The organism is Actimicrobium sp. CCC2.4, from assembly GCF_034347385.1.
Taxonomy (GTDB): domain Bacteria; phylum Pseudomonadota; class Gammaproteobacteria; order Burkholderiales; family Burkholderiaceae_D; genus Actimicrobium.
Genome location: NZ_CP133777.1, coordinates 4,009,674 through 4,022,439, shown reverse-complemented (window position 1 = coordinate 4,022,439; position 12,766 = coordinate 4,009,674). Strand labels below are relative to the sequence as shown.

Sequence of the window (12,766 nt, the reverse complement as noted above, 5' to 3'; positions counted from 1 at the left end):
TTCGGCCCTGATGCACGTGACCCTTCGTTTTTCATCAACCGCACGACTACCGAGTAGTTCCAGGATATGGCGCTTGAAGGGGTTTCAAGACGATTGAGGAGGGCTTGCGATCACTTTGATTGGAATGGCTCGGACATGTGATGCAAGTAGTCGACATTTGACGGAGGCAGCGTTGCCGTCAATACATTGGCGAAACAGCCAATCGCCTCATCGAAGGAGGGTACGTCTGCACCATAGACCATCACAGCGATGAATTTGTCATACATATTTCGATATGCAAGATCTGACATTGCGACCTTCATTGCATTATTGATTTCTCCGACGGGATTCACCAGAAATCTGGGGTATTGCTTCGCGAAATCTTTCGCGTCTTTCTCCATGGCGATGGCAAGTAGGGGCTTCAATGTCTGCTCTTGATTTAACTCCGGCATGTTTTGAATAATGCGGTACACATCGAAAAGATGGCGAACAAGGGCTGTATCGAATTTGAATCTTTCGGGGGCGGTTAAATGCATGGCCAGTCGTCGTGGAAATGAAACCAGTTTCTCCACCAGCGCCTCCCGAATATTGACACATTGCATCTTCAACTTCTGTGAGTCCTCGATTCCGGCCAGTTGATTGAACAGAAGGCCAATTTCAAATTGGACGCTTGGCAGCGAAAGGTGCGTTGTATTTAGCTCCAACTTCACTGTCGCCCTCATTGAGGGTTCGAATTCGAAATGGGTCGAATACCCAGCGTTGAAAACCACATAGGTATTTTCGTCGAGTGCTTCCTGGTCAATTTCCCCGTTGCCAAAGCCAATACGTACCAGCGCTTCGACAATGTCTTGCTTTAGCTTCGAAACGGCGGCGCGCCGCTGGTTGTTGGAGAGCAGGACGCCTGGTTTTGGCACAACTTTAATATCGACATCTTCGGAAATCCGCTCCAAAAGGCCATACGCTTTCGAAAGACAAGTGCCTCCGCAAAATACCAGATCGAATTTGTCGTTTTTTATTGTCGAAATCGCTCGGAGCACGTCGGTAACGATGAAGTCTTTTTAAGAGCAAATTCTGAAATAGTCAGGTCGTTTGCGATAATTAGATCCGATATTTTTTGGCGACAAGATTCTTCAACCTTTTTCATAAACGACCTGCCGTTTTCCGATGTAGATCCTGCGACTCACCCTTGATTTTCCGACATTGATAATCGGAAGCATGGGCACCTGAGTCCTGCGGCCCTCGCGTAGCTCCATGGCGTCGTTACCCACATCCGCATCGACACCGATTTTTTTCATGACTTCCAAGCCTATTCTGAGCAAAGGCTCTATCGGCACAGGCTGTCCATTGATTGTTGACGGTCGTGCTTTTGCATATAGACCAAATCCGACGCGTATCAGCATGCCGCCTGATACCACTTCGCTGATGGCCCTGCTTACTTGGCGGTAATCGCCCAGTCTGTCAAATTCGTTGCGCAAAAAAACCGAAGACGAAGACCTTTTGACCTTCGCGATCACTTTTTCTTTAACGGTCGCTAGTGCCATGAGGAGACTCCTTGGTTGCTCACGAAAATTCTGCAAAATTAGGACATCTACGGCTTGTCGTTGCAAAAGCAAATGTCAGTTGCAAGCATTGATTTTAAAGGGAAAGCATTGTTGAAAAGTTTAGGCGACGAGGATGCGCAGAGCAAGGTTGAACGGAATATTTGGGCGGTAAAATAGGGCACCTTGGTTACCTGAGAATTGGTCGGGTAGCCACGGGGTCATCGTGCCCACGCGAGGGCGCAATATCCGCCTGAGAAAGCAAGTTAATTATCTCGTTCTTGACAACAATTCCAGGCGTCGGGGGCAATGGGTCGGGGATGACGGCGCGGTATCCGCTATCTTGGGCGACCGTTATACCCGCCCGTGAGTTGTCGATTTCCATCATGTAGCTCTCTTGCTCTGCCTCTTATTACAAAAACACCCCATAAATTGAAATAAGAAAGATTCTGGTGGCTGACTATGTCGATATTCATCAATACCGCTGGCACACGACACACCGCATCACCGTGTATCGCCCGAACTCTCAGCCGCCACAAACCCAAAGTGATATTTTTTAAACAATTTACACTTCCACACGCTGACACGGCTACAATCTTCCTTCTCGGAAATTCTTGATCGCGATCATGACGCTGTCCGCTCACCTCATCCCCAATGCCCGCCTCGCGCATTCTTTGCCAGAGACGGACCAAGCTTGCGAGCCGGACGAGCGGCAGGATGCGGTGTTGTCGCAACAGGACCAGGCCGATGTGATCGCGCTGGCGATGTCCGTCTCAGGCGGCGCATCAGCCCAATTGCACCTGCCGGAAATCGACGCGCAGCCGGCAATGCTTCCGGCTCTGATCCACATCGCGACCGAGCTGCTGCTCGACACCGACGGCCAGCCGATCGGCCGCATCACTGTTTTCGATCACACATCGCGCCAACTGACTGCATCGCAACAAGCCGACCTCACCGCACTAGCCCGTCAGATCAGCCAGCAGGTCACCGCCCGGCGCACCGTTCTGCGGCTCGAGGCCGCGCTGCAAAGCCTCGAAGTCCTCAGCGCCACTGATGCCCTGACCGGCCTGCAAAACCGCCGTGCTTTCGAGCAGCGTATCCGCCAGGAGTTTGCGCGAGCGCGGCGCTATGATCTGGCGTTGTCGTTCCTGATGCTGGACGTGGATTTTTTCAAGCACTTCAATGATTTGCATGGCCATCAGGCCGGCGACCGGATGTTGCACCGTGTCGCGCAAACGCTCCAGAAAAAGTCGCGCGGGCAAGATACGCTGGCGCGTTTTGGTGGCGAGGAATTTGTCGTTGTCTTGCCCAATACCGGGCGCGATGGCGCACTGGTGCTGGCCGAGCGCTACCGGCTGGCGATCGAGTCGCTCGGCGTGGCGGAGGTTACCGTCAGTATCGGCGTGGCGACGCTGGATATGACGATGCAGAGCCCCGACGAGCTGGTCAATGCCGCCGATCGGGCCTTGTATCGCGCCAAGGGTAGCGGTCGCAACAAGGTGATCGAAGCACCACGCAACTAGTGGTTGCGGGGGCTGCCTCAGCAATGCGGGCAGCGCTCTCCGGCCACAAATTCTGCTGACAATTGTTCGCGTGGTGACACCTGCGCGGTGCACGCCGGACACTGCACCGGCAGCGACGGTGCCAGTTGCGCATTGAGCGCCGTGCGCTGGTCGAACACAAAACAATCGCCGTGGTAGTGCGCGCCGCCGACTTCCTCGAAGTATTTCAAGATCCCGCCATCAAGCTGATACACGCTGTCAAAGCCGACCTCCTGCATGTGGATCGCGGCTTTTTCGCAGCGGATGCCGCCGGTGCAAAACGTCACGATGGTCTTGCCGGCCAGGGCCTCGCGGTGGCTGGCGACGACGGCCGGGAATTCGCTGAACTTGTCGATGCGGTAGTCGATGGTCTGGTCGAAGGTACCGACATCGACTTCGAAGGCATTGCGGGTGTCGAGCATCACGACCGGCTTGCCCGCATCGTCATGGCCCTGATCGAGCCAGCGCTTCAAGGTAGTCGGCAGTACCGATGGCGCGCGGCCTTTTTCCGGCTGGATCAGCGGCATCTTCATCGTGATGATTTCGGCCTTGAGCTTGACCAGTATCTTGTTGAACGGTTGTTCCGTCGAGGCACTTTCCTTGATCTCGATATCCGCAAAACGCGCATCGGCGCGCAGCCACAATACAAAGACATCGATGGCCGTGCGCGTACCGGCCAGGAACAGGTTGATGCCTTCAGGCGTGAGCAGGATCGTGCCTTTCAGCGCCAGCGCGTTGCACTGATCGAGGAAGCGCGGCTTGTCGGCGGCGGTGTCATCGATGCTGATGAATTTATAGGCAGCGATGTTGATGATGGGTGACTGCATGGAGGCGGGATGGCGAGGTTTTAGAGGCGACATTATAAAGCGTCGATATTCTCGATACGGCGCGCGACAAAAACTCCGGTTCCTTGAACGCCACTAAAGTCGTCAAACTTTTCCGGTATCAACCTTCTGATTTGCAGACATTGGGCCGCAAATCAGATGACGTTACGATAACCAACAAGGTTTTTCACCGTGCGGGCCATGCCTTGCCGGAGCATGCAGTCCAGATACACATCCACAGTCATCGGAGGTTGTTTCAGGGATGCTCGCTGTTTTAATGCAGCTTCAATCACCGCCGCGGGGTCGCAATCGAATAGCTCATCCACAAACTGATCAGGATGTTGCGCTTCTATCCCGTATGCAGCCAAGGCAGCGTCCGGAAAATCTTTTAAATTAAAGGTAACGATCACTGACGCACCGCATCGCATGGCCGCCGCGACGACATGTAAATCATCCGGATCAGGCAGTATCAATCCTTGTGTGATCGCTTCATCGCCATCGACCAGACAGTCTGGAATCGCCTCGTTCATCAGCAGTCGGGTGCGAGTCAGCATTGCCGCTCGATCGGGAAATTTCAGTAGTACGTTACGTATCCATTCATCATGAATACGTTCGCTCCAGCGGGCACGGTAAGCACCGGTAAGCGCCAGACGCATCAAAAAATCCCGTAAGGGCGCAGGGTACAAAACACAGGCGTCCAGCACCGCGGTGAATGCCGAGTGCCTCATTCGTAACCCATCCCCGATCCCTGCGCTTGCTGCGCCAGTGCATCCATGGCACCAGCGCTGTCGGCGTCGCGCCGGGCTTTGTACTCCATCACATCGGCAAACTGTACGCGCCGGTGCTTGCCCGTTTTATGAAACGGTAATACACCTTGGTTCAACAACTTGATGAAGTGCGGACGCGAAACGTTCAACAGATCGGCGGCTTCCTGTGTCGTGACCTGTGCATGAACAGGCATGATCTGGACTGCATTGCCATTAGCCAACTCGGCCAGGATATCAATGAGCAGCCGTAAAGCTGCGGTCGGCAGCTCGATCACGTGCGATTGCTCTTGTTCGTCAACAATATGGATGCGTTGAGTCTCGGCCTGGGTCCGTAACAGGACCGCCAGCGCGCGCTGGCCGACACTGGCTGCTGCGATGTCGCGGGTGGTGGGTAAGGTGAGTTTCATGTGGGTGTCTCGGAGGCGACGATGCGTCCATGCTAATCGAAATAATCGAAACGAACAACAAAGTATCCCGGTCTTCTCCAAGACGCATCCCCTGAAATGCACACCCACGACTTCTCCGCCATTTACCCACCTCCGTCTTCATTCCTGCGACGCGATCGTCGATTGTCTGATTCGTATCGATGGCTACCCACGGTTACCTTCGTGGCGGCAAAATATTGCGAACGCCGCGGTCTGCGCTGCGCCTCGTCGCTCCCGTCACGACCCCGTATCCCACCAAAACGCTAAGTCCATGTCCGACAGGCGGTGCGGGTTTTGCGCAAGCACGATGGCATCGAGTCGGGCCTGGGCGGCAGCGCGTTTGCTGGTCTCGGTGATGCGGGAGACGGCACCGTGCATCACGGCCAGCACGCTGGCACGGTTCAGCACAGGGCTGGTCAGATACGACGCTGCCGTATCAAAGACAGTTTCTGCATCGGTCACCTGTAGTACCGCGTGTCGCAAGGCCGGCTCCAGCCGCTTGTCGCCCAGGTGTTGCTGCCATTGGTTGCGCAGCAGTTGGCAGGCTTTTTCAGCCGGGTCGTCCGGCAAGGTCCTGTGCTGCCAGTTGACCCAGCAGTCAATTGCCCGATCCAGTGTGGTGGTATGCATACCGGTGAGTACATTCGTCATATTCATCAGGATTTTGACCTTGATGCTCACCGGTGCATCATCGAAGCGATCATCGATTGCCTCCAGCATCTGAAGCTCCTGCTGTGGCCGATCTGCCGGCTGTTGCTGTTGCAAGATGCCGAGATGTTGCACCGCAACGGCGATGGTGTTCATGCACTCATGCATCAAGCGGGCGTCCATTGATGTCTTTTCTGCATGGCAGTAGGGCGGAGGCGGACAAACCTGTCGCTGTCGTTGCGGAAATTGTTGCCGTTGCCCCTTTGCAAGCGCGGTCTGCATGATATCGATCAGTGACTGTGGTGCCTGGATCGTCGAGAAACTGACCTGGCCGTTCGAGCGATACAGGATATTAGGACCATGCGTGGCCGTATCCCACAGCATCGGCTTGGCTTGCGCCGTGACTGTCGCCGTATATTCGACCGTAGCAACACCGAGGCCTTTCATTTTGGTACGGAATGCCGTTTTCGTGACGGATGCCGTATGGCAGCGAAGCGGTGACGCATTTGCCCCATCCAGCGCCAATTCGACGGCTTCGTCGCGGGCGGCCACTTTGACCTCGTTGCGGGCGCTTCTAATAGCTTTGTTCTTTCCCCATATTCGTTCATTGAATGTACCGGTATTGCCGAGGTGGCCGATGGCAGGCAGGTCGGTAAAAGTGCTGGTGACACCGATATGGTTAGCCGCGTCATGGAGGATGTTTTCCGACAACTTGCGATTCAGGTCTGTCATTTCTGCAACCGTCTCCGGCGTCGCGGCCGATGCCGGGATCTGGTAGTAGTGCATTAACCCGTGCTCAAGCAGCGTATTGTCCAGCGCTGTTGACCGCAAGCCATAAAATTGCCGATGATTTTCCGTAAAAATCTGGTGCAGTGTGTTGACTTGTGAGCCGACAGCATGGGTCATCCGCTGTTGCAGCAGACCGAGGTTGTACAAATTAAAACCCGCCGGTACGGCATTGCCGGCGCGGTGGCGGTCCAGTTGATGGTTCGGGTGGAATGACGAGTCGCTGAGCAGGCAGCTCGAAGGAAATACGGTCCAGGGATCGATGACGACAGCGTCAGATGCGTCGGGATACAGTATCGCAAAGACATGATCTGCGCGGTGATTAGCCACCAGCGCGACGGGTAGTCCGAGCGATCGGGCAATCTCGAAAGCGACTTCAGCATGTTCCCGGCAGTTGCCACCGCCAGCGAGCACCGAGCTGGTCGCGCGCCATTGAACGCCCGCATGCAGCCGGCCCAGCGTCTGCGCTGCTTCGGTCATTGGCCGATTAAAACCATTGCGATGCATGATCATCAAACGCTGGTTGCCAGCGCCTTCCGGCAGCAGGCGGCGCACGGTGCGCGCGATACGCTTGCCTTCGATCAGATGGGCGATGGTCGTGGCGCTGACGTGTTTGATCTCCTGCTGACCGCTGCGATGCAACGCATCAGGAATGACCACTTCCGCTTCGGCATTCGCGGTGTTCATCACATCAACCAGCAGTCGATCGTGTTTGTTCGTGGCGTCCGGGTCGGGATGGGCGGCGATGTCATTGCGGATACGGTTGAGATAATTGGTGTAGCGAAGCACGATTCGGGTCCTTGTTCTGGCGATAGCGGGGCAGGTCGGGTACGGCAGCCACTGTGTGGCGCGACGCCGTGCAAAGTTCCGTCGCCGCGCACGCGCCACCCGGCCAGCCCGACGTCGACGGTACAATACGACCCATGACTTCTCCGCAATTTACCCACCTCCGCCTCCATTCCGAATACTCGATCGTCGATGGCCTGATCCGCATCGATGACGTGGTCGATGCCGCCGCCGCCGACAGCCAGCCATCGCTGGCCATCACCGACCTGGCCAACCTGTTCGGCATGGTCAAGTTCTACAAGGCCGCCCGCAAAAAGGGCATCAAGCCCATCATCGGTTGCGACGTCTGGATCACCAACGACGACGACCGCGACAAGCCGTCACGCCTGTTGCTGCTGGCAAAAAACGCCGCCGGCTACCTGCAATTGTGCGAGCTGATTTCGCAAGCCTGGCTGTCGAATCTGCATCGCGGCCGCGCCGAAATCCGCACCGACTGGCTGGAAAAACTCAGCCCGGCCAATGGCCTCATTGCGCTGGCGGGCGCACATTTTGGTGATGTCGGCATCGCCATCGAAAACGGCAATCTGGCCGCTGCCGAACGCAATGCGCAACGCTGGTCGCGCATCTTTCCCGGCCATTTTTATATCGAGATCCAGCGCGCCGGCCAGCCCAACCAGGAAGCCCAGGTGCGCCAGCTGGTGGCGCTTGCCGCACGCCTGCAGTTGCCCGTGGTGGCAACGCATCCGATCCAGTTCCTGACCAAGGAAGAGTTCATTGCGCATGAAGCGCGCACCTGTATTTCGGAAGGCGAGATGCTGGCCAATGCGCGCCGCGTCAAGCGCTTCAATGATCGCCAATGCTTCACCACGCAAGCTGAAATGGCCGCGCTATTCGCCGATCTCCCGGCCGCGCTGCAAAATGCAAATGAAATCGCCAAGCGCTGCAATCTGACACTGCAACTCGGCAAGCCGCGCCTGCCGGATTTTCCGACACCCGAAGGCATGACGATCGGCGACTTCCTGGTGGCCGAAGCGCGCAGCGGGCTGGAGCGCCGCCTGTTGCAGCTCTATCCCGATGCGACCAAACGCGAAGCCGAGCGCCAGCGCTATGCCGAACGGCTCGATTTCGAGACCAACACCATCATCAAGATGGGCTTTCCGGGCTACTTCCTGATCGTCGCCGACTTCATTCAGTGGGCCAAGAACAATGGCGTGCCGGTCGGACCGGGCCGGGGTTCAGGCGCCGGTTCGCTGGTGGCGTATTCACTCAGTATTACCGACCTTGATCCGCTCGAATACAACCTGCTGTTCGAGCGCTTCCTCAATCCGGAACGGGTCTCGATGCCCGACTTTGATATCGACTTTTGCCAGGAAGGCCGCGACCGCGTGATCCAGTACGTCAAGGATCGCTACGGCAAGGAGGCCGTCTCGCAGATCGCCACTTTCGGTACGATGGCCGCCAAGGGCGCGATCCGCGATGTCGGTCGCGTGCTCGACATGGGCTACAACTTCTGCGACGGGATTTCGAAGCTGATCCCGTTCAAACCGGGCAAGCAGGTCACGATCGCCGACGCGATTCTTGAAGAACCCTTGCTGGCCGAGCGTCAGGAAAACGAAGACGAAGTACGCCAGTTGCTCGACCTCGCGCAACAGGTCGAAGGCATCGCCCGCAACATCGGCATGCATGCCGGCGGCGTCGTCATCGCGCCGGGCAAGCTGACCGACTTTTGCCCGCTGTACACGCAGGGCGGCGACGCCGGCGTGGTCTCGCAATACGACAAGGACGACGTCGAAGCCGTCGGCCTGGTGAAGTTCGACTTCTTGGGATTGACCACGCTGACCATCCTTGATTGGGCGGTGCGCTACATCAAGCGGCTCGATCCGGCGATGGCCGATTTCAGTCTGGAGAAATTGCCGCTCAACGACAAGGCGTCCTACGACTTGCTGACCAAGGCCAAGACGGTCGCGGTGTTCCAGCTGGAAAGCCGCGGCATGCAAGGCATGCTGAAGGACGCGCGGCCCGACCGTTTCGAGGACATCATCGCGCTGGTGGCGCTGTACCGGCCGGGTCCGATGGATCTGATTCCGGACTTCTGCCGACGCAAGCACGGCGAGCGTTTCGATTATCCCGACCCGCGCACCGAAGGCATCCTGTCCGAAACCTACGGCATCATGGTCTATCAGGAGCAGGTGATGCAGATGGCGCAGGTGGTCGGCGGTTACTCGCTGGGCGGTGCCGACTTGCTGCGGCGCGCGATGGGTAAAAAGAAGGCCGAGGAAATGGCTGAGCACCGGCAGATTTTCCGCGACGGTGCGGCCAAGGATGGCTTGTCCGAAGCCAAGGCCGACGAGATTTTCGACTTGATGGAAAAGTTCGCCGGCTACGGATTCAACAAATCCCACGCTGCCGCCTACGCGCTGCTGGCCTATCACACCGCCTACCTGAAAGCCCATCACCCGGCTGCGTTCATGGCTGCCAACTTGTCGCTGGCGATGGACGATACCGAAAAAATCCGCATCCTGGTCGAGGACGTCATCGATGTCTGCGCGATGACCTTGCTGCCGCCCGACATCAATCAATCCGACTACCGTTTCACGCCGGTTGGCGAGCCGGGCAAGCGCGCCAAGCAGATCCGTTACGGACTCGGCGCGGTCAAGGGCTCGGGGCAGGGCGCGATCGAAGCGATCGTCGCGGCGCGGGCCAGTGGCCCGTTCACTGACCTGTTCGATTTTGCCAAGCGGGTCGACAAGCGCCAGGTCAACCGGCGCACCGTCGATTCGCTGATCCGGGCCGGCGCCTTCGATTGCTTCGAGGTCGATCGCGCGGTCCTGCTGGCCTCGGTCGCGCTGGCGCTGGAAGCGGCCGAGCAGCATGAAGCGTCGATCAACCAGGTTAGCCTGTTTGGTGGTGACGACAGCGATCTGGATACGCAACCGGAATACGTCAAGGTCGCGCCCTGGACCGACAAGCAGCGCCTGACCGAAGAAAAGACCGCACTTGGTTTTTATCTGTCTGGCCACCTGTTCAACTCGTACGCCGAAGAAGTCCGTCGCTTCGCCCGTACCAAGCTATCCAGCCTGGAACCATCGCGCGACCCGCGCATGATTGCCGGCATCATCGTCTCGCTGCGGGTACAAATGACCCAGCGCGGCAAGATGGTCATCGTCACGCTCGATGATTCCAGCGCCACCGTCGACGTCACGGTCTACAACGAGATCTACGACGCCAACAAGCGCATGTTCAAGGAAGACGAATTCCTGTGCGTCTCGGGCAAGGTCTCGGAAGACCGCTTCTCGGGCGGCTTGCGTATCACCGCCGAGAAGGTCATGGACATCGCGGCGGCGCGTATCCAGTACGGCAAGCAGATTACGCTCGCGCATTCGGGCAAGCTTGATGCGGCGCAGATCAAGACTTTGCTCACGCCGTATCGCTCGGAAGCCGGGTTGCCGTTTTTGCTGCGCTATACCCGGGCCGGCGCCGAGTGCGAATTGCGCCTCGCCGACGAATGGAAAGTCTTGCCGGCTGATGGGCTCAAGCAGGCGCTGGCCGAGAAGATGGGGCGCGAATGCGTCGAGTTCGAATATTTTTGAAGCCGCCTTTCCGGACCGTGGCCTGCTGCCAGCGTCAGCTACCTGCAGGACGTGGGCCGATGGCAAGTTTTCGTCACCCGGCGTTGGCTGAGTATTGACCTTGCGGAGACGTCCCGGGGCGGCGCGATGCAGATGCTCCGGGATGATTTTCTGACCAATCCGGCTGGCGTTTCCAGCGCGGCACCAGTCTCGCTTCGCGTCGTTGCAACAGAGCGTGCTAGGCCAGTCTGGCGTAATGCCGGTCGAGGATGTTGCGGGCGACTTGCCGCTGCGCTGGCTGCAGTGTCAGCTGCGCCCCGTCGAGTTGCAGGAGCACATCGGCCTGCTCGTCAATCGGCAGGGCGGGCAGGTTGACATCAATGATCTCAAGCGCGGTGTGTTGCAAGTCGGCTGTCAGCGCTACCACCGGCTGGCTGGCAGCGTGCTGCAAGCGGGCGAGTGCAAAACGGGTGTCTTCAGGCTTTTGGTCGCGAAAACCGTCCGGAAAATCAAGCGTTTCTGCGTTGTCGAGTCCCTGTTGTGCTGCATCAATGAGCGCCTGTGGCGCCGTCGTCGTCGAAAACGTCGCACCGGTGTCGTCGCAATACAGGATGTTGGCCGAAGGCAGGCGCGCGTCCCGAACCGTGGCCTGCGCCACCGCTCGTAATGTGAGCTGGATATGGCCCTGCATCGTACCGCCCAACGGGACAACGCAGTCCATCGGAAAGCGCACAGTGCCGCGACGGAGCGGAGATTGCATCGCGCGCAGGCGCGCCAGTTGCGCAACCATCGGCATCAGTGCGTGGCTGGCGTTGGTTGCTACGGCGTACAAGTGTTGACGCACGGCATTGTCCGTGACGTAGCGCGGTCGCTGATTGCCGGCAAGGTTGGATTGCCTCAGTGTGACCTCACGAATCGGCGCGCTGCCAATCATGCTGGCCGCATCCTGTAACAGGAATGCGCCAGCATTCCGGGGCACTGGCGCGTCGGAAGCCGGGTCAGGAAAGGGTAAATAATTGACCGCCACCCGGTCTTGCAGGATCGCCTGCAGGATCGGTTCGGGGCCAAGCGCTTCTTCGAGTCGATGGCGCAGGCGCTCAATGGTGTGCAAGTTGAACGGTATCGCGCCCGGCGGCCGGTCTGCTTGCGGCACGATCACGCTGTTCCGGAAGAAAGTCGAGTCAGCGCTCAGGCAACTGGTTGGAAACGTCGTCCAGCCATCGATGACGACGGCGTGTATTCCGCGTTCTGGTGCAAGCATGACAAAGCTGTGGTCATCGGCACTGGAATAGATACGCGCGGTGTTACCGGTTGAAAGAGCCAGTTCCAATGCCACTGCGGCGTGTTCGGCACAGGCACCGCCCGCCGCCAACACCGATAACTCCGCGGTTATTTCTGTTGTTTCCGACGCCGGATAACCGTATGCCGGAGGCGTGGTACGACGCGCACCCAGCATGCGCGCCATGCAGGTGCCGTTTGTCGCGGCTAATGCCAGACGCTGGTTGCCGGGGCCGTCGGGCAGCAAAGCGCGCGTGGCCAGTGCGATGGCGCGCCCCAGTCGCAAGAGCGCGATATCGCCGGAGGTGGCATGAATGACCTGCTGGTGGCCGGCATGATGCAAGTGCGCGGGGATAGGGAGTTGGGGCTGGCTGTTCGCTTCGTCGATCAGTTCTTCGACGCGGTCGTGGTGTTGCCGGACATTCTCTGGTCGTTGCTGTTGATGGGTTTCGACCCACAAAGGGGCCAGATGGCTATTGAGACGTTGCATGCGGTTTTCCATTCGTGGAGAGAGAGACCCTGAGGTCGCCAGTGACGAATCAGGGCAGCCTGTGAGTGGGCATAGCTCGCCAGAGGTTCCGGACCAATCAGCGAGCGTATCGCGGATCGATCCCTGCTCATCTCG

At 58.0% G+C, this 12,766-nt stretch carries 9 protein-coding genes; 2 read left to right on the top strand and 7 right to left on the bottom strand.

The window, feature by feature from the left end; genetic code table 11:
- Positions 1-110: 110 nt before the first annotated feature.
- Both RHM62_RS18480 and RHM62_RS18475 read right to left on the bottom strand, forming a co-directional pair.
- On the bottom strand, positions 111-1,016 hold the full coding sequence (locus tag RHM62_RS18480) for a nucleotidyl transferase AbiEii/AbiGii toxin family protein (protein ID WP_322123486.1): 906 nt from the start codon (positions 1,014-1,016) through the stop codon (positions 111-113).
- Positions 1,017-1,109: 93 nt separating this feature from the next.
- Complete coding sequence (locus tag RHM62_RS18475; RefSeq protein ID WP_322123485.1) at positions 1,110-1,520, bottom strand: DUF6088 family protein; 411 nt, start codon at positions 1,518-1,520, stop codon at positions 1,110-1,112.
- Positions 1,521-2,143: 623 nt separating this feature from the next.
- On the opposite strand from RHM62_RS18475, the gene RHM62_RS18470 reads away from it, so the two are divergent.
- Positions 2,144-3,040 carry a GGDEF domain-containing protein gene (locus RHM62_RS18470; protein WP_322123484.1) on the top strand — a complete coding sequence of 299 codons (897 nt, stop codon included), beginning with the start codon at positions 2,144-2,146 and terminating at the stop codon, positions 3,038-3,040.
- A 17-nt stretch (positions 3,041-3,057) separates the two neighbouring features.
- Here RHM62_RS18470 and RHM62_RS18465 read toward each other — a convergent pair whose 3' ends face one another.
- The 4 genes from RHM62_RS18465 to RHM62_RS18450 form a co-directional block, all read right to left on the bottom strand.
- Entirely contained in the window at positions 3,058-3,885 is an 828-nt protein-coding gene (locus RHM62_RS18465; RefSeq protein ID WP_322123483.1) for a sulfurtransferase, read from the bottom strand.
- Between the two features lie 152 nt (positions 3,886-4,037).
- Entirely contained in the window at positions 4,038-4,610 is a 573-nt protein-coding gene (locus RHM62_RS18460; protein ID WP_322123482.1) for a PIN domain-containing protein, read from the bottom strand.
- Complete coding sequence (locus tag RHM62_RS18455) at positions 4,607-5,056, bottom strand: helix-turn-helix domain-containing protein (protein ID WP_322123481.1); 450 nt, start codon at positions 5,054-5,056, stop codon at positions 4,607-4,609. The genes RHM62_RS18460 and RHM62_RS18455 overlap by 4 nt, the downstream gene beginning before the upstream one ends.
- Before the next feature lie 255 nt (positions 5,057-5,311).
- Complete coding sequence (locus RHM62_RS18450) at positions 5,312-7,297, bottom strand: hypothetical protein (protein WP_322123480.1); 1,986 nt, start codon at positions 7,295-7,297, stop codon at positions 5,312-5,314.
- A 134-nt stretch (positions 7,298-7,431) separates the two neighbouring features.
- Between RHM62_RS18450 and dnaE the strand changes: the two genes are divergently transcribed.
- A complete protein-coding gene (gene dnaE, locus RHM62_RS18445; protein WP_322123479.1) occupies positions 7,432-10,884 on the top strand; it encodes a DNA polymerase III subunit alpha in 3,453 nt (1,150 codons plus the stop codon).
- Positions 10,885-11,101: 217 nt separating this feature from the next.
- Here dnaE and RHM62_RS18440 read toward each other — a convergent pair whose 3' ends face one another.
- Positions 11,102-12,631 (bottom strand): hypothetical protein, encoded by a 1,530-nt coding sequence (locus RHM62_RS18440; RefSeq protein WP_322123478.1) that lies wholly within the window; start codon positions 12,629-12,631, stop codon positions 11,102-11,104.
- Positions 12,632-12,766 lie beyond the last annotated feature (135 nt).